Origin of the sequence: Mesorhizobium sp. WSM4306 (assembly GCF_007003975.1) — a bacterium.
Lineage (GTDB): Bacteria > Pseudomonadota > Alphaproteobacteria > Rhizobiales > Rhizobiaceae > Mesorhizobium.
On the sequence record NZ_VFTC01000023.1, the window covers coordinates 1 to 17789 of the forward strand.

The following is a 17789-nucleotide window of genomic DNA, read 5'->3' on the forward strand; positions in this document are numbered from 1 at the left end:
CAGACCACCTGCGCGCGGCCGGCGGCGCGCGGCGTCAAGGACGCAAAAGGGGTGTTGGCTAAGCACAAATTTGGTAGACGGGTGTCGGCGCGCGCGCGCCGACACCCATTCAATCCAGGATATGTACCCATGCGCTGGCAGCCGGCTGAAAACCGCTATGAGAAAATGGTCTATAACAGGTGCGGGCGGTCCGGCCTGAAACTGCCGGCGATCTCGCTCGGCCTATGGCACAATTTCGGCAACGACACGCCACACAAGACCAAGCAGGCGATTGCGCGCAAGGCTTTCGATCTCGGCATCACCCATTTCGATCTGGCCAACAATTACGGTCCACCGCCCGGCTCGGCCGAAATCGCCTTTGGCGACATCCTTCGCAACGACTTCGCCGGCTATCGCGACGAACTGATCATCTCGACCAAGGCCGGCTACGAGATGTGGGCCGGCCCTTATGGCGAATGGGGCAGCCGCAAATATGTGCTGGCCAGCCTCGACCAGAGCCTGAAGCGGATGGGGCTCGACTATGTCGACATCTTCTATTCGCATCGCTTCGACCCCGACACGCCGCTGGAAGAAACGATGGGCGCGCTCGATCATGCGGTGCGTTCGGGCAAGGCGCTCTATGCCGGCATCTCGTCCTACAATTCGCAGCGCACGCGCGAGGCGGCGGATATTTTGAAGCAGCTCGGCACGCCCTGCATCATCCATCAGCCGAGCTATTCGATGCTCAACCGCTGGGTCGAAGAAGATGGGCTGCTCGATACGCTGGAAGGGCTGGGCGTCGGCTCGATCGTGTTCTCGCCGCTGGCGCAAGGCATGCTGACCGACAAATATCTTGGCGGCATTCCCGAGGGCAGCCGCGCCAGCCAGGGCAAGTCGTTGCGGCCCGCCTTCATCAACGACAAGACCATCGCCAACATCCAGGCGCTGAACGCGATCGCCGGCCGACGCGGCCAGACGCTGGCGCAGATGGCTTTGGCCTGGGTGCTGCGCAAGGGCCGGGTGACCTCGGCGCTGATCGGCGCCAGCCGGCCGGAACAGGTCGAGGACTGCGTCGGAGCGCTCAAGGTGCTCGAGTTCAGCGACGCCGAGCTCGCCGAGATCGACACCTACGCACGCGAGTCCGACATCAATCTGTGGGCGGCTTCGGCGGAACGCAAAGGTCCGCCGCGCAAGTGAGCTACACAGCCGGCAAACGATACGAGTCAAAGCGGCGGGAGGATCCCGCCGTTTGCATTTTCATGAAACGATGAACCGCTCTGGTCCTCAGGGCTTCTTGGCGGTGCCGAGGCCAGCCTTGGGCGCTGCCGCGGCAGCCGGAGCCGGGGTCTTCATCTTCTCCTCGATCCAGCCGGTGTAGTTGGCCAGCCGCGTGTAGATGCCATAGGCGTTCTTGTGGCCGCAGGCAGCGGTGCCGTCGGACGGACCTTCGCCCCAGGAGACGACGCCGACCTGGACCGGACCGTCGGCGCCGGTCATGAACAGCGGCCCGCCGCTGTCGCCATTGCAGGCGTCGCGTTCGCCGCTGTCGGTACCGGCGCAGATCATGTTCTTGGTCAGCGGATCGGACATGTCGGCGGCGATCGCGTTGGCGGCGGCGTCGATGCCCTTTTCCGAATAGCGCATGCGGTGCGAGAGGTCGCTGAGCGCCGCCTTGAGGTCATGAGCATAGATCGACTTGATGCCGCTGTTGCAGGCTGCGCTCGGCTCGAGATCGAGATCGGCGACCATCAGCGCGGTCGGGAAGGTGCCGTCCTGCATCTTGCCCCAGCCGATCACAGTGGTTTTGCCGCTGTCGGGTGTCGGCTCATTGGTGATCTTGATAATCGGCGCATCAGCGGGCTCCGCGAGCCGGAGCAGCCCGAGATCATTATCCAGCGTCTGTTCGCTGTAGCCCTCGTTGACGATGACCCCGACCACCTTGTAGCGCTTGCCTTCGGTGAGATCGGTGGCACCGGTCAGCACGGTCACCGTCTCGGGCGAAATCGGCCGGCCCTTGTCGTTGAGGCAGTGCGCCGCCGTCAGCACCCATTGCGGTGCAATCAGGCTGCCGCCACAGAATTGCGCATTCGGCTGTGAGGCCGGGCTAGGATCCAGCCGCGCGGTGGTCAGCAGCGCCACCTGGAATGGATAGGCGCCCTTGTCAGCTTCCTTGCCGCCATAGACGCGGTCGGCACCGTCGGGGTTCTCGGCCTTGGCCTTGTCCCGGGCTTCCGCGACGCGCTGTATCGGCGAGACCGCCGCTTCCGGCCTGACGGCGGCGTCTGCCGCATGCAGCGCGTTGACGGCGGGAAAGGCAGCCGCGATGCCCAACAGCGATGCAGCGGCGAGCGGCCTGAACCGATGGAAAATGTTCACCTTGAAACCTCCTGAGATGAAAATTGGCGGGCGATGCCAAGCTAGCGCAAAATCAGCCTGAGCGAACCGGTACGCCGCTCGCACCTTGCGCCATATCGAACGGCGCGCGAACGGTCATAAAACCGAAACACCACTTTTGCTAATCGTGCCCGTCGGGCAGAACCCACCCAAACCCTATAGCCCCCCACGGGCTACGTGGAAGCGATTTGTCATTGCCAATGTTGGATTATTTTAGGCAGTATATCGACGCGGGTGCGTTTGGCGGAGGGCTTTAACGAGACCGTCCGGAACATGATCCGACACGGGCGGGTAACCAAACTGATTTTTTAACGCCACCACGATCTCGACAATATTTCTGTATTTTGATCCACTCCTTGCTGACTTTTGGGAGAGTCTCACCATGACAAAACTGACAAGCACTATCATTGCGTCCGCATTGCTATCCACCGCAATGTGGACGATACCTGCCTTCGCCGCCGATCCCGGCTCCGCGAATGCCGGCAACGGCGAAAGCATGCGCGATGTCGGGACGGGCGACTACCAGCCTGGGCGGGCAAAACCGATCGCACCGCCGAAGCTGACCGAAGATGAAGCCAGCCGGGCAGCGCCTCTGACCGACGAGGCAACGGCGGTCAAATCCTATGGCATCGTCGGCCGTTCCGCCGATGGCAAGGACATCAAGATCGATGCCGGCGAGACGCTGAAGGACCTTGTCATCAAGGAACTGAATGCGCCGGCCAACGCACCGGCCGCCGACAAGACCGGGCTGACGGGCGGCGACGAAGCCGGCCGCCAGGTGTTCGGGGCAGACGACCGCGAGCAGATCAAGAACACCAAGACCTACCCGTTCACCGCGATCGGCTATATCGAAGGCAAAGCCAAGAGCGGTTATGGCAGCTGCTCGGGGACCTTGATCGGTCCGCGCACGGTGCTCACCGCCGCGCATTGCCTTTACAGCAATGAAGACAAGGCCTGGCTCGACGACGTCATCTTCGTGCCGTCGCTCAACGGCAACACGGCAGACGATGCACCGTTCGGCGCTTTCAGCTATGAGAGCGTCTATATCCTGCAGGGCTTCATCGACAATTATCAGGGCTACTACGGCTCGGTCATTCCGTGGGACCTCGGCATCATCACGCTGAAGCAGGATATCGGCACCAATCTCGGCTGGCTGGGTTATGCCAACTACGAGAACCTGGGCGATTTCACCGCCAACATCGTCGGGTATCCCGGCGACAAGCCGATGGGCACGATGTGGAAGGCGACCTGCGAAGTGCAGGCCGAAAATATCGGCGTGGAGTATTTCCAATACGACTGCGACACCTATCCGGGGTCGAGCGGCAGCTCGGTCTACGCCTATGACAATGGCGCCAAGCAGCGGGTCGTCACCGGCGTCAACGTGGCCGAAAGCCCGAATGCCAACACGGCCGTGCGCCTGAACGCCGCCAACGTCGAGTGGATCAACAGCCTGTACAAATAGGCCCGATCTTTCGCCGGCAAATAGCGGCGAGAACCGGCAATACCAAACCGGCGGCGGGAAAGTCCCGCCGCCGGTTTTTTGTATCGAAATCACTCCCTTGCACAGTTTTCCAGTGGCGCTTACGCTAGGCGATCCAAGGGGTTGGGAACGATGGCGTGGGCAGGGGTGATCTTCGGGGTCAAAGCGATGGCGGCTGCATCCATGCTGGCCGCGCTGATATGTTTTCCGGCGGCGGCCGATCAAGGTGGCGCCTCACCTGGCGCCTGGGCCGAGCGGGTACAAATCCTCTACCAGAGCCAGACGCGTTCGGTGCTACGCAAAAACGTGCGGGTCTGGGATTTCCATCCGGAACTCGGTCTCGATTTCGTCTGGGAGCCGGCCGCCGGCCAGTCTCCGGACCAGACGGTTGGTGCCGACGGCACCGTCAACGGCAAGGGCAGGCTGGTCTGGCGGGTACGCGGCTCTGCGAGTTATGACCCCAAGACCATCTATTCCAGCTATTTCGGCGAGATCAGGAATAGCCGGCCCGACGGGCAGGGCCGGCTGGAACTGCGTTCAGGCGAGATACTCGACGGCCATTGGGTCGCCGGCCAGCTCGATGGCCACGGCATCCACATCGACGCCGACGGCAATCGCTATGAAGGGCAATTCACGGCCGGTGTGCCAAGTGGCCAAGGCCGGCTGGAGACGAAGACTGGCGAAATATTCGCCGGCTCATTTGCCGACGGGTTGAAGAACGGCAAGGGCCGCACCCGGCTGCCGGGCGGCACCGTCTACTGGTCGCAATGGGCGATGGGCAAGGAGATCGGTGGGGCGCGCCCTGATGTGCTGGCCGATGCCAGGGTGGGCGGGCTGCTGAAGGCGCAAACCGGCGGCGGCGCCGCGGACAAGGTCGAAATCGGCATTGCCGTCGACCAGCGCATGACGCAGCAGGCCGACATGCAGTACCAGCATCTGGTGCGCGACGAAGACATCGCGATCTATCCGGTGTCGGACGAATACAACGATGCCTGGAACGGCACCGGGCAGGTTCGTACCGGCAATGTCTATGACGGCATGGATTGGGAGCAGGCGCCGGCCTTCGCCGAAGTCGACCTCAAGACCACCGATCAGTCGCGGGTCAAGCTTGACAGCCTGGAAATGAAAGTTGCTTCCAGCGAAGCCTATCGCAAACCAATGCTGTCGATCAGCGAGCACTATGGCTGTGTCGGATTCCGCCCCGATTTCTCGATCGTCAACAATGGCTGGGGCGACGCCAAGGACATGAAGATGTCGATCCAGTTCACCAGGACCGACGAGGAAGACAACGTGACCGGCGAGCCGAGCCGCGTGTTCACGAAGGACATCGGCAATTTCGGCGACGGCGTCGACGTCTCGGTCAAGAATGTGCTGGCCGAGGCCGGCGTCGATACGACCACGCTCGAGACCCAGCGCTTCACTTGCCCGTCGAGGGACGCACTTGACGTCTGCCGCGCCCAGGTGGCCAACAAGGTCAAGTTCGGCGATGTTGCCGATTATATCAGCGGCAGCATCGAGAAGATGAGCGTCACCGGGATCGGCAAGCTCGATTATTCCTGGGCCGACGATCAGGGTGCTGTCTACCAGCAGAGCGAGCCATTTCGCGTCGTCGTTTCGCTGGTCAGCATCGAGGTTCCCGAATCGCTCGCCGAATGCGGCGATGGCGGCGGCGCCTCGCCCGAAGCGCTGCGCTACCAGAACATTGAATTCCCGATCGGCAAGACCGATTACAGCATCCCCATGCCGGTGCGCGGCAACAAGAACCTCAGCGCCTACTCGGCGCGGCTGAAAATGTGGTCGTCGATGTCGTCGATCCATCGCTTCAGCATCGCTGCCCATTTCGCTGATGGCAGCACGCGCGAGAGCAAGCCCACCACATTCTTCTATTTCCGGCCGAAGCAATCCCTGTTCGAGACCAGGACCAAGCCGGCCGTGTGCTATTTGCCGGAAGACCTGCAGGGGTGCTGAACCACCGCTTCCCGGAATGGCTCTATCTGGAGCCCATCTCGAAATAATTGGGCAGCGGGATCAGCCGGGCAAAGATCGTACCCTGGCTGAAAACCCTGAGTTCCAGCATCGACCCGGACGATCGCTCGGCCTTCTGGTCGAACAGGAAATTCCCGAGCGAATAGATTTCCGCCACATCGCCGCCGGCGAGCGGCAGGATCGCTTCGCTCGACACATGCGGATGGCCGCCGACAATGGCCGACACACCGCGCAGCCGCATCTGGTCGGCCAGCATCTCCTCGCGCGGCGACGGCTCGGTCTTGTACTCGCGACCCCAATGGACGAAGGCGACCACCGGCCTCTCGGCCTTGTCGTGCAACAGCCGGTCGAGCAAGGCAGGCGTCAAAAGGTCGGTGTTTCTGGAGCCGTTGGTGTCGATGTCGGTCAGTCCGACAATGTCGAGATCGGCAAGCGCCTCGGTCTCGCCCTGGCCGAAATGGGCGATACCGGCCGCATCGAGCGCGCCCAGCGTCTCGGCATAGCCGGACGGGCCGAGGTCATAGGCATGGTTGTTGGCAAGGCTGACGGCGGCGACCTTTAATTTCTTCAGCATGCCGATGGCGAGGTCTGTTGGCATTGCCAGTGTCATGTCGTCGATCGCTTCGGGAACGTTGGGCAGGATGACGCCTTCGAGGTTGACGATCAGCGGCCGCGACCTGGTCAAAGCCAGCACGCTGTCGACGATCTTCTCGGCAATGCCGTCGCGGACCAGGACCTTTTTCATGACGCGGCCGAAACTCACGTCGCCGGCGAAATAATAGAGCTTGTCGTCGGGCCGTGTCGGGTTGTTGAAACCGGGACCGAAGGCGCCGAACAATGCCACGACATAGCTGGTGGTGCGCTCGACATAGTCGCTCGAATGCGCCTGCGAATTCTCGTTGGCGACGACCAGCGGCGCAGCGCCGAACAGTTCGCGCTGCAGCCTGGTCTGGATGTAAAGCGCGCCGACCGAATCGGCGTGCGCTGGCTGCTGCAGCGCGGCAATACCGTCGAGCGAGCCGGCGGCGAGCATGTTCAATGTCTGCTGGTCGAAACGCTGCGCCTCATGCTGCGGCAGATAGTGCGAGAAATCGGTGGATTCGACGATCAGCGTGTCCTTGTCGACGATCGCTCTCAGCGCCTCTGCCAGCCGGTCCCAGTCGCCGCGTTTGGCTTTCACCGACATTGCTACGGGAACGATTTCGGCCTCGGGAAAATAGTGATGCAGGAACGGCAGCATGGCCTGCACGCCATGTTCCTTGGCAAACAGGCAGGACTCCTCGACCATGTCGCTGTTTGTTTCGAGAAGGCGCGCGGCCGCCGCGTCGGCCGAGACCGGACCAAGCACCGTGTCGAAGCCGTGCGTGGTCGTGGCGAAGAGTTTTTGCGTCTTGTGGAAATGATCTGGCGACAGGATGACGATGCGCTTGTAGCGGAAGCCGGACGCGGCGTGGAAACCGAGTGCGACCAGATCGGCTGCGAGCAGGTGGTGCGGCACGGTGATGCCGGTGAGACGTTGGTTGGAAGGCTCGATCTTGGCGACGTCGGCGATGGCGTCGGTGAAGAGGGTGGGGTCGTCGTAGAAGGATGGGAAATTGGCGTCGCCTGGTGGGCAGGCGACGGGGGCTGCCGGCGACGCACCGACGGCGACCAGCCAAAGCACGGCAAGCGCCAGCAAACGTGCGCTCATGGCTCAGCCAAAACAATGTTCTCGACGCCGCCGACATAGTAGAACGGCTTCTGCTTCGCTGCGGTCAGCCGCAGCACCTCGCGCGAAATGTAGTCGGCGAGGCCGAACAGCGTCACGCCGCCATCGGAGGTCTTGGCCCGGCCGCGCAGGCCTTCGAGGATCGAATAGGTGAAGACGCCATGGCCGAGCTCCGGCAGTTCGGCGGCGGTGTTGTTGGCGGCGGTGGCCGAGAAGACGACGATGCGCGCGTCCTGCGCATCCTTTTCCAGGCGCGGGTTGAAGGCATTGGCGGCATGGCAGGTGTCGAGCAGCATGAAACGCATGCCCTTGGCCCGCTCGACCGATTTCTGGATGTCGCCCCAGTCGACCAGCGAGGAGCGCTTCCAGCGCTCGGCGTCCTGTTTGCGGCCATCGGTGGGGATGAAATAATAGTCCTCGTCGATGTTGATGCCGTGGCCGGCGACGAAAATGATGGTGGTGTCGTTCTCGCCCGGTTTGTCGAGGAAATCGGCGAGCTGGTCGTCGATCGTGTCGGAATCCGGCTCCAGGATGCCGTCGGCGCTGGCGACCTTGAACACGTCCTTGCCGGCGTCGGGCGCCTCATCCAGCGCTTCGCGGTTAACCAGCACCAGTGTCTCCATCGATGAGAACAGAGGCGCGGATTTCTGCGAGATCACCTTGAGGAATTCGCTGGCGTCGTCGACGGGGTAGCGCAGATCGCAGCCGCGGCCGGCGCAGGCATTGGTCAGGAAAGGATATTTGTCGACGCCGATCACGGCGACGTAGAGCTTGCCCTTGTTGGCGGGCTTTTCGGTTTTCCGGGCCAAGGCTGTGACGCTGCGCTCGGTCAGGTAGCCGAATTCGTTGGTGCCGGTGATGCGGATAGTGTTTTCGCCATTCTCGACCGGCACTTCGACAATAGTGCTCTTGCCGCCATCGACCGAGCGTGCCGTGACATCGCCGACATTGCGGCTGTTCGACAGGATCGAAAAGCCTGCGACATCGGCGCCGGCTTCTTGCGCGCCTGTGATCTCGACGGCGACATAGCCCTCGCGCACATTGCTCTGGTCGTCAGCTAGCTTGATGCCGAATTCCGGCGGCTTGCGCGAAAGCAGCTTTTCCAGCTCGCGGTCGACGCCGGGCCGCATTTCCTGGACCGCCTGTTCGGCGCTGCGCAGGACAATGGCCCGGCGCACCATTTCCGGGCTCCAGAGGTATTTCTTCAACTGGCCGGCGCTGATGAAACGTCCCTCATGATCGCGGCCCTGATTGACCTGCCAGCCGATCAATTTGTCGCCGTCGGCGGAGGAATAATAGTAGCCCTGCGGCATCCAGACGATCCATTCAGAGCCGGCAAAAAACATCGAGACGATCAGTTTGTGCGTCTTCAAGTTCCACAGCCGCACGGTCTGGTCGGCGCTGCCGGTGATCAGCAGTCCTTCCTTCTCGGAGGCGGCAATAGCGTTGATTTCGGCGGTGTGGCCGGTGAATTCGCCTGACACCGCGGCGGTCGCGGTTTTGTACTCCAGCAGCGTGCCGTCGCTGCCGCCGGTGACCAGGCCAAGACCGTTGCTAATCAGGGTGTAGGCCGAATGGACGAAACCATTGGTGGCGGCGTTCTCGATGCTGTGCACTGTCTTGCCGCCGTTCGCGATTTCCAGCACGGCATTTTCCAGGCCGTCCTTGCCGCCGGGGACAGCACGAAGCGACCAGTCACTGTCGGCCAGTACGGCGCGGGCATAGGCGCTCTGTTGCGCCAAGGCCTCCGGGTCCTCGAAGAACCGCTCGGCCGTCGGTAGCGCCAGCACCTTGTCCAGCGTGCCCTGAAGCTCGGGACAGGACACGCGTTCGGGGCAGGGGTTGGCATTGCCCCAGGCGATGGAGTTGCTCACCGCATCGATGCCGACCGCCGTCACCGGTTCGCCGACCCCTTGCAACAGCGCCTTGCGCTCGCCGGTCGCGGGGTCCCAGACCTGGATGGCATTGCGGGTGCCGCCGGCGGTCGCCACCAGCGAACCGTCGGCATTGCTGGCGCCGGCAAAGACCGTGCCGTCATGGCCGCGATAGTCGTGAACTTGCTCGCCGCTATCCGTATTCCAGACCACCGTGCGATGCTTGTCGGCGCAGCGATAGCTGCACGACGCCACAAGCCGCGAACCTGTGGCGAAGCTCAGCGCGCCGATCTGGAAATCCTGCTTCGGCATGGCGCGAACGAACTTGCCGTCGCTGGCCTGCCAGAGCTGGACATCACCATCCTTGCTGCCGGTGGCGAAGAGGCTGCCATCCAGCGAGACAGCGAGTGCGGCGACGCTGACGTCGCGCAGCGGTTCGGCCTCGGCTGGCAGCGGGATTTCCTCTGCCTTGGCGACGTCCCAGAGCCGTATGCCATTGTCGGTGGTCGTCGCCGCCAGCCGGGTTCCCGCTGCGGCAAAGGCAAGCTTCTCGACGCGCCAGGTATCGGCATCGAGTTTTGTGGCCAGCGTCCAGCCCGAAGCGGATTTGTCGTCCACCCGCCAGAGATAGACGAAGCCATCGCCACCGCCGGCGGCCAGCATGCTTCCGTCCGGCGAGAAGGCGACATCATAGATCGCGTAGTCGGCGCCCTTGAGCACGGCCTTGATCTTGCCGGTAGCGAAATCGAACAGCCTGACATCGCCATAGGGCGGCTTGTCGCCGATGCCGGCGCCGAAATAGCCGCCGGCGGCGATGGTCTTGCCGTCCGGCGACACGGCGATCGCAAAGATCTTGCCGTCATTGCCGTTACCGAGATAGCCGCGAATGGTGCGCAGCGTCACCCCACTCTGCCAGTCCCAGATGCGGATAGTCTTGTCGTCCGACGACGAGACCAGTTCCTGGCCGTCCGGCGTGAAGGCAAGGTCGGTCACCCTCGCACTGTGACCGCCGGTGTTGAGATCGAGATGGAAATCGAGGTCTTCGGCACGCGCGGTCGACGCCAGCGCCAGAAGACCGACCACGATCAGCCACCGGAAAGCACGCAAGGGATAAGAGCTGCCCGGCATCTTATTGCGCCGCTATTTGGATTCAGCGGGAGGCGAGCCGTGGCGCACATAGTTTTCGATCGCTTGGGCATAGTTCGCGGAACCGGTCTTGCGTTCCTTTTCTATGTAGCCGGCAAAGTAGCTCCAGAACGACACGGCATAGTCGCGGAAATAGGCGTCGGCAACATCGCGCGAGCAGAGCTTGCCCTCGACGCAGATGGAGAGACGGTTGAGGAAATAGACGATGCGGTCGAAATTGTCGTTGAAATCGGCGATCGGCATGGTGCCGCCCCCGGCCGTCATTGCCTCGATGCCGATGCGTTGCCGGAACACCTGTTCCTCGGTTGGCGACGGCGTGGCGCTGAGCAGATTGTCATATTTGGCGTTGAGCGCCGCCAGCCGCTCCTTGAGCGCGCGTTGTGCCTGCTGAAAATCCTTGCTTTCCCAGAGCTCGACCAGCGACATCGTCTGCTCGACGCGCTTCTGTTCCTGGTTTGCCAGAAACTGGAAGACCGAGAAGGCGAGGGTGAAGATGATCGCCAGCCGCACGGCGAGGCCCGACCAGGCATAGGCCAGCATGCGCCAGTCGCGGTCGGTGAACGGGTTGGATTCCTTCTTGATCTCGTGGCTGCTCGGCCACGGAAAACCTTCGGTGGTTTCCGGCAAGGTCTCCGGCTTCTTGTTCGATGCCGGCACCGGCAGGGCCGGCCGTTTTTGTGTTGCAGTGCCCCCCGGCTTTTTCATCCGCAGCTGTCCAGTTGGATGGTGGCGGAGGGATCGAGCACGATGCCGGGCGCCTCCAGTTTCTCTTTCAGGCAATCGAGCTGCGTGCGCGAAATCATGAACTGCACGTCCGGTTCGGCAGCCGCCTTGTTGGGTGACGGCAAGGGCTCGACCACACCGCGCGAGGCGCAGTTGGAGAGATCGACGACGACGGCCGTGCTGCCGGTCTTGGCGATCTGGTCATACTGGTCGAGAAAGCAGGTGGCGAGCTCGGAATTGGTGACGACCTGCTTGACGCACAAGCCGCAGGTTTCGTCCGCCGAGGCATTGGCGGCCAGCAACAGGCCGGCGGCAAGGCCGGCAGTCGCTGCACGCCAGGAAAGCACGGGGATAGTCACGGATGTCCTCATCTTTTGCATCCTGCCGCGGCACATCGAGACGCCGCGATCCGGGAAATGTTCATATATCATGGCCTTGGCGCAAGAGCCGACAAAGGATGTCAGTCCGTTGCAGCTCAGGCGCGCGGCACCGTCTCCATCGGGAAGATCATCACCGCGCCCTTCGGACCGCTCTTGTCGGCAAGCCGCATCACCGAGCGTGTCGCCGGCGCCATGCCGATGTCGGCCAGCATGTCTGAGAAGCCCGGCGTCGCCGAGGCGGCTCGCGTCACGGAGCGGACACCTTCCTGGGCAAGGAAGCCCAAATCCTCTTTCTCGCTCTGCGGCGGCGCCTCGGTCAGCACGGCAATCATGCGCTCCATGCCGAAGCTGGTGTCGGTGAAGGCGAGCAGGCCTTCCTTCAGTCCCTGGTCAGCCTGCTGGTTGATCGGCGCCAGCCGCTCGGAGACGATGTGAGTGATCGAATAGTCGCTGCCGATATAGAGCACGTTGATGTCGACGAATTCGTCGGACTCGTTCCTGGCCGCAATGTGCACCTGGTCGCCCGGCGAAACGCGCGGCACGGTCGACGATTCGATCGGCTCCATCGCGCCGCTGTCCTGGCGCTTGATGAGGAACTGGACGCTGACCTCGTCCGGTCGGTAGTCGGACGCGGCGGCGAGCCGCGACAGGCCCGTGGCGCGAAAGATCGTGGTCAGGTTCTTGGCTGTGTTTTCGGCGAGCTTATCGCGGCCATCCGGATGGATGACGATGCGCGGCGGCTTGCTGCCGTCCTTCAAGCTGATGTCGCCCGACGCCGGCAGGAACCATAGCGCCGGCTCGTCGGTCGCATCTGCGGCGGCGCCGGCAATGGACTTTTCGCGCAGCACCGCCAGACGTAGATCGGCGCTCTTGCCGGGCTCGACCAGCGCGATGTGGAAGCCGGAATTGGGCTTTGCCGCCAGTTCATCCAGAACCGAATTGGCGAGTTCGGTTTCCTTTTCGAGCCCTGCGGTCGGCGCCGGCTTTGCCACCAGCAGCTTGTAGTCGACGGCAAGTTCGGCAACGCATGCATAGGCGCCGGCGGGTACCGCCGTCGGCGCAAGCGCCGGCTTGCCGTCGAACTCGACCGGCTTGAGGTTGCTTTCCAGGTTCCTCGCCGATTGCACTTCGAGATAGCCGACCGCGTCGGACAGTTTCGACAGCGCCGAAGGCAGGATGGCGAGCTTGCTGCCGGGGGTAAGCCCCTGGAGCAGCCCTGCGCCGATCGCGACATCGCCATCCTTGACGGCAATTGGCCATTGCATGACGGCATCGGTCTTGTCGGTGCCGAACACGCGGGCATCGAGTTCACCCTCGAACAAAGGCGTCGGCCTTGTGCGGCCGTCGGCCGAATATTGCTGCAGCACGGCCTGGCCGAGCTGGCGATAGGTGACGTTGGGGTTCTCGGCCAGCTTCGACAGGAGGGTGAAGGTGAACAGACCAAAGCGCGGCGCGTCGGGGGTGCCCTTGGGCAGCGGCATTTCGGGCGTCGTCTCGACCGTCTGCGCGGCATAGAAGGCGACCAGCTTGCCCCTGGCGATCGGCTCGGCGCCGGTCGGCGTCAGGTTGAAGGCCGGCTTGCGGGCGCCATTCTCGTCGAAACCGCGCGATGTGCTGGCCGAGATGTCGTCATAGACCTTCACGGCTGCAGCTTTGGCCGCGTCATCGCCGCCGACGAGATCGGCGAATTCGACCTTGCGTTCCAGTTCGTCGTCGATCTCGGCGGCGCGCGTTGCGGTTCCGGAATGGCAGCAGTCGAACACGACCCAGACAAAGGCGCCCTTGTCGCGGATGGCGTCGAGTGCGGCGCCGACCTCATTGTCGACCAGCGCGTTCGGCACGCCCTCTTCGCGGTTGATCCATTTGTTGATGTCGGAGGGCAGGAAAATCTCGTCGAGGCCGTCGGTCTCGTCGCCAGCCTTGGCCTGCGGCTGCTGGGCGCCGTGGCCGGACAGGTGCAGATAGACGAAATCGTCGCGTTGCACCTTGCCGGCGAGGTCGGCAAGAGCGGCCTTGATCGCCGCATGCGTCGGCGGGCCATTGGCGCCTTCGACGTCCTTGGCGAGCAAGGTCACGTTCTCAGCGGCGAACTTCACCGGTTCGGGCGTGTTCTTCAGGAGATAGTCGCGCACCAGGCCGGCATCGTTCTTCGGACCGATCAGCCAGTTCTTCTGCGGCAGGTTGGGATAGTCGGTGCAGGCTACCAGCAGCGCATGGTACGTGCGCGAAGCGGCGAGGGTGCGGAACGAAACCGTACCGGCGGCCACAAGCGCCGACGTGCCGACGAGCAGCGTCCGTCGTGTCAATTTGATCATGATTGCTTCCCCAAGCCCGATCGAATTTCCAAGTGCGGCACCCTTTGCCGAGGATTTTGTCAGTATTTTGAATGTGGTCAGTGCCGTCAACCGCCGGTGGTGGTCATGGTGTCGATGGCGATAACGGAAACAGTGGCAAAAAGCCCGGTTCATCGCTATCTCAAGGGCATAGAGACTGCGCATGACAGAAATGCCGTGCAGGCGGTGCGGAAAGATCGGAAACAGGATCATGGCGGCAAGGGATGTGCTGACGAAGAATCAGCTGAGCGTGCTCGAGAAGCTCGAGGCCGCCAGCGGACCGCTCAGCGCCTATACGCTGCTCGACCAGCTGCGCGAGCGCGGTTTCCGCGCGCCGCTGCAGGTCTACCGCGCGCTCGACAGCCTGGTGAAGTCAGGCTTCGTGCACCGGCTGGAAAGCCTCAACTCCTTCGTCGCCTGCGCCGAACCGCACGACCACAGCCACTCAATGACCGCTTTTGCCATCTGCGACACCTGTGGGCAGGTGACGGAGATGTCGGATCACGATGTTGACCACCGGCTCGACGAATGGGTGCGCTCGACAGGGTTCGCCGCCAAGAAGGCGGTGATCGAGTTTCGCGGGACGTGCGCGAAGTGTAGGGCAGAGGCTGCCTAGGTACGCAGCTACGGCGAGACGCTAATGCGCCTCGTCCCAGTTGTTCGCGGCCCTAGCGTCGACATGCAGCGGCACCGACATCGAGATTGCCGGCATCGGCGCGTTTTCCATGACGCGGCGCACCACGGGGATGGTCGCTTCGACTTCCGCTTCCACCGTCTCGAAGATCAGTTCGTCATGCACCTGCAAGAGCATGCGGGCGGACAGGCCGGCCTTCTCCAGCGCTTCGTCCATGTGCACCATGGCGCGGCGGATGATGTCGGCGGCGGTGCCTTGCAGCCTGGCGTTGATCGAGGCGCGCTCGTTGAAGGCGCGGATCGACGGGTTTGACGACCGGATCTCCGGATAGTGGATGCGGCGGCCGAAGATGGTTTCGACGAAGCCATGTTCGCGCGCATAGGCCTTGGTCGCCTCGATATAGTCGCGAATGCCGGGGAAACGCTCGAAATACTTCTTGATGTAGGCGCCGGCTTCCTCGCGCGGGATCGACAGCTGGTTGGCCAGCCCAAAGGCCGAAATGCCGTAGATGATGCCGAAATTGATCGCCTTGGCGCGGCGGCGCACTTCCGAAGGCATGCCTTCGACCGGCACGGAAAACATTTCCGAGGCGGTGACGGCATGGATGTCGACGCCGTCGGCAAAAGCTTGCGTCAGCTGCGGAATCTCGGCGACATGCGCAAGCACGCGGAGTTCGATCTGGCTGTAGTCGGCCGAAACCAGTTTCTGGCCCCTGTTGGCGATGAAGGCCGTCCGGATCTTGCGGCCTTCGGCGGTGCGCACCGGGATGTTCTGCAGATTGGGATCGGATGATGACAGCCGGCCCGTCGTCGTCGCGGCCAGCGCATAGGAGGTGTGGACGCGCTTGGTGTCGGGGTGGATGAAGCCGGGCAGGGCGTCGGTGTAGGTCGATTTCAGCTTGGTCAGCTGGCGCCAGTCGACGATCTTGCGCGGCAGTTCGTGGCCTTCGGCGGCGAGATCTTCCAGAAGCTGCGCCGAGGTCGACCATTGCCCGGTCTTGGTCTTGGAACCGCCGGGCAGACCCATGCGGCCGAACAGGATGTCGCCGAGCTGCTTTGGCGAACCGATGTTGATGCGCTCGCCGATGAGGCCGTAGATTTCCTCTTCCAGCCGCGCCGCACCTTGCGCCAACTCGCCGGAGAGACGCGACAGGATCTGGCGGTCGACCGAGATGCCGCGCTGCTCCATCCTGGCCAGAACCGGCACCAGCGGCCGCTCCAGCCGCTCATAGACCGAGACCAGCCCCTTGGCGGCCAGCCGCGGCTTCAGCACCTGCCACAGCCGCAAGGCCACGTCGGCATGGCCTGCAGCGTAGGTGGTCGCTCTCTCGATATCGACCTGTTCGAAGCCGATGGAGCTCCTTCCCGAACCGGCGAGCTCCTTGAGCGGGGTCGTCGCATGGCCAAGCCATTTGTCGGCAAGCGAGGCCAAAGTGTGATGGCCGGTGCCGGCGTCGAGTACGTAGGAGATCAGCATGGTGTCGTCGAAGGGCGCGATGTCGATGCCGTGGCGGCTCATCACGACGATGTCGTATTTGGCGTCCTGGGCGATCTTGAGCACCGATTTGTCCTCGAGCAGCGGCTTCAGCAGCGCCAGCGCCTCGCGGACCGGAATCTGGTTCTCCAGCGTGCCGCCACCGAGCAAGTCGCCAGCGCCGCTCTTGTGCGCCAGCGGCACATAGGCGGCGCGGCCGGGTCCGATCGCCAGGGAGAAACCGATGAGATCGGCCAGCATCGGGTCGGAAGACGTCGCCTCGGTGTCGAAAGCGACGATGCCGGTCTCCTTGGCCTGGGCCAGCCAGGTCTTGAGCGCTGCCGTATCGCGGATGGCGACATAGGCGGCGGGGTCGATCCTGGCGGCGGACGCCGCTTCGAGACGAAGTGCTGAAAGCAGGGAAGGGGTATCGCCGGCCTTGGCGGTATCGGCCTTGGCTTCAGCCTGTGCTGCATCGTTGGTTCCGCCGCCGCGAGCAATTGCTGGTGCGCCCGACCCGACATCGGGGCCATGCGCGGTGTCGGCGCGCTCGACGGTGACAGCGACGGCTTGGACATCGCCGGCTTCGGTGCTGGTCGCCTCGGCCACGCGGCGGGTCAGCGAGGTGAATTCCATGGTCTTGAGGAAGCCGATCAGCTTCGGCCCGTCGGGTGCGTGCAGCACGAAATCGTCGAGCCCGTCGGTCACCGGCACGTCATTCTTCAGCGTCACCAGCTGGCGCGATATACGCGCCTTGTCGGCATTGGCGATGATGGATTCACGCCTTTTGTCCTGCTTGATCTCGCCGGCGCGCGCCAGCAGCCCGTCGAGGTCGCCGAACTGTTCCAGCAATTGCGCTGCCGTCTTCGGTCCGATGCCAGGCACACCCGGCACATTGTCGACGGAGTCGCCGGTGAGCGCCTGCAGGTCGATCATCTTTTCCGGCGGCACGCCCCATTTCTCGATGACTTCGGGGATGCCGATCTGGCGATCCTTCATCGGGTCGTACATGCCGACCGTGGGGCCGACCAGCTGCATCAGATCCTTGTCCGAGGAGATGATGGTAGTGTCGCCGCCGGCCTCGCAGGCAAGCTTGCAATAGGTGGCGATGAGGTCGTCGGCCTCGAACCCTTCCATCTCGATGCAGGGCAGGTTGAAGGCGATGGTAGCCTGGCGGATCAGGCCGAATTGCGGGATCAGGTCTTCGGGCGGCGCGTTGCGGTTGGCCTTGTATTCCGGGTAGAGCTCGTTGCGGAAGGTTTTCGATGAATAATCGAAAATGACCGCGAAATGCGTCGGCACAATGCCTACATCGGTGTTGCGGGCATCCTGCATCAGCTTCCACAGCATGTTGCAGAAGCCGGACACCGCGCCGACCGGCAGCCCATCGGATTTGCGGGTCAGCGGCGGCAGCGCGTGATAGGCACGAAAAATGTAGCCGGAGCCGTCGATAAGGAAGAGATGATCGCCTTTTTTCATGCCGGCAGGGATAGCGCGGCAGGGCGGCGCGGTCCATGGCAAAGGCACGCTTCCAACAGGCGTTGCGGCGCCATCCTGACAGAGGCTGCCTGTGAATGCCTCGTTATGGACCTCGGCCGCTCACAACCATGTTACAAAAGTGTAATCTTCGTGCCCTTGAAACGCCACGTTCGAAGACACAAATACATGTCATCGGCAGT

General features: G+C 63.0%; 11 protein-coding genes. 4 read left to right on the plus strand and 7 right to left on the minus strand.

From position 1 onward, the window contains the following. The first annotated feature begins 129 nt into the window (after window positions 1-129). Complete coding sequence (gene mgrA / locus FJV77_RS23300) at window positions 130-1176, plus strand: L-glyceraldehyde 3-phosphate reductase (protein ID WP_142868956.1); 1047 nt, start codon at window positions 130-132, stop codon at window positions 1174-1176. Window positions 1177-1263: 87 nt separating this feature from the next. On the opposite strand, the gene FJV77_RS23305 is transcribed toward mgrA, so the two are convergent. Further along, a complete protein-coding gene (locus FJV77_RS23305; protein ID WP_142868957.1) occupies window positions 1264-2355 on the minus strand; it encodes a trypsin-like serine protease in 1092 nt (363 codons plus the stop codon). A gap of 400 nt (window positions 2356-2755) precedes the next feature. Between FJV77_RS23305 and FJV77_RS23310 the strand changes: the two genes are divergently transcribed. Both FJV77_RS23310 and FJV77_RS23315 read left to right on the plus strand, forming a co-directional pair. Next, window positions 2756-3835, plus strand: a complete 1080-nt coding sequence (locus FJV77_RS23310) for a serine protease (protein WP_142868958.1) — start codon at window positions 2756-2758, stop codon at window positions 3833-3835. A 186-nt stretch (window positions 3836-4021) separates the two neighbouring features. Continuing rightward, window positions 4022-5821, plus strand: coding sequence for a hypothetical protein (locus tag FJV77_RS23315; protein WP_246691364.1), 1800 nt, complete (start codon window positions 4022-4024; stop codon window positions 5819-5821). 22 nt (window positions 5822-5843) lie between these two features. Here the strand turns inward: FJV77_RS23315 and amrB are convergent, their stop codons facing one another. The 5 genes from amrB to FJV77_RS23340 all read right to left on the minus strand — a co-directional run bounded on the left by amrB (window position 5844) and on the right by FJV77_RS23340 (window position 13985). After that, on the minus strand, window positions 5844-7529 hold the full coding sequence (gene amrB / locus FJV77_RS23320) for an AmmeMemoRadiSam system protein B (RefSeq protein ID WP_142868960.1): 1686 nt from the start codon (window positions 7527-7529) through the stop codon (window positions 5844-5846). After that, window positions 7526-10549: a caspase family protein gene (locus FJV77_RS23325; protein WP_142868961.1), complete on the minus strand. Its 3024-nt coding sequence runs from the start codon at window positions 10547-10549 to the stop codon at window positions 7526-7528. The genes amrB and FJV77_RS23325 overlap by 4 nt, the downstream gene beginning before the upstream one ends. 12 nt (window positions 10550-10561) lie before the next feature. Continuing rightward, on the minus strand, window positions 10562-11272 hold the full coding sequence (locus FJV77_RS23330) for a hypothetical protein (protein ID WP_142868962.1): 711 nt from the start codon (window positions 11270-11272) through the stop codon (window positions 10562-10564). After that, window positions 11269-11661 carry a hypothetical protein gene (locus FJV77_RS23335; protein ID WP_142868963.1) on the minus strand — a complete coding sequence of 131 codons (393 nt, stop codon included), beginning with the start codon at window positions 11659-11661 and terminating at the stop codon, window positions 11269-11271. The genes FJV77_RS23330 and FJV77_RS23335 overlap by 4 nt, the downstream gene beginning before the upstream one ends. Window positions 11662-11765: 104 nt before the next feature. Beyond that, complete coding sequence (locus tag FJV77_RS23340; protein WP_142868964.1) at window positions 11766-13985, minus strand: caspase family protein; 2220 nt, start codon at window positions 13983-13985, stop codon at window positions 11766-11768. 229 nt (window positions 13986-14214) lie between these two features. Here FJV77_RS23340 and FJV77_RS23345 point away from each other — a divergent pair, with 229 nt between their 5' ends. Beyond that, window positions 14215-14619, plus strand: a complete 405-nt coding sequence (locus FJV77_RS23345) for a Fur family transcriptional regulator (protein ID WP_112562754.1) — start codon at window positions 14215-14217, stop codon at window positions 14617-14619. Between the two features lie 21 nt (window positions 14620-14640). Here the strand turns inward: FJV77_RS23345 and polA are convergent, their stop codons facing one another. Further along, window positions 14641-17589 carry a DNA polymerase I gene (gene polA, locus FJV77_RS23350; protein WP_185970405.1) on the minus strand — a complete coding sequence of 983 codons (2949 nt, stop codon included), beginning with the start codon at window positions 17587-17589 and terminating at the stop codon, window positions 14641-14643. Window positions 17590-17789: the final 200 nt, after the last annotated feature.

Bases quoted from the DNA above. Each gene is read 5' to 3' on its own strand.
- mgrA (WP_142868956.1), top strand. From the start codon at position 130: ATGCGCTGGCAGCCGGCTGAAAACCGCTATGAGAAAATGGTCTATAAC.
- FJV77_RS23310 (WP_142868958.1), top strand. From the start codon at position 2,756: ATGACAAAACTGACAAGCACTATCATTGCGTCCGCATTGCTATCCACC.
- FJV77_RS23315 (WP_246691364.1), top strand. From the start codon at position 4,022: ATGGCGGCTGCATCCATGCTGGCCGCGCTGATATGTTTTCCGGCGGCG.
- amrB (WP_142868960.1), bottom strand. From the start codon at position 7,529: ATGAGCGCACGTTTGCTGGCGCTTGCCGTGCTTTGGCTGGTCGCCGTC.
- FJV77_RS23325 (WP_142868961.1), bottom strand. From the start codon at position 10,549: ATGCCGGGCAGCTCTTATCCCTTGCGTGCTTTCCGGTGGCTGATCGTG.
- FJV77_RS23330 (WP_142868962.1), bottom strand. From the start codon at position 11,272: ATGAAAAAGCCGGGGGGCACTGCAACACAAAAACGGCCGGCCCTGCCG.
- FJV77_RS23335 (WP_142868963.1), bottom strand. From the start codon at position 11,661: ATGAGGACATCCGTGACTATCCCCGTGCTTTCCTGGCGTGCAGCGACT.
- FJV77_RS23340 (WP_142868964.1), bottom strand. From the start codon at position 13,985: ATGATCAAATTGACACGACGGACGCTGCTCGTCGGCACGTCGGCGCTT.
- FJV77_RS23345 (WP_112562754.1), top strand. From the start codon at position 14,215: ATGGCGGCAAGGGATGTGCTGACGAAGAATCAGCTGAGCGTGCTCGAG.
- polA (WP_185970405.1), bottom strand. From the start codon at position 17,589: ATGAAAAAAGGCGATCATCTCTTCCTTATCGACGGCTCCGGCTACATT.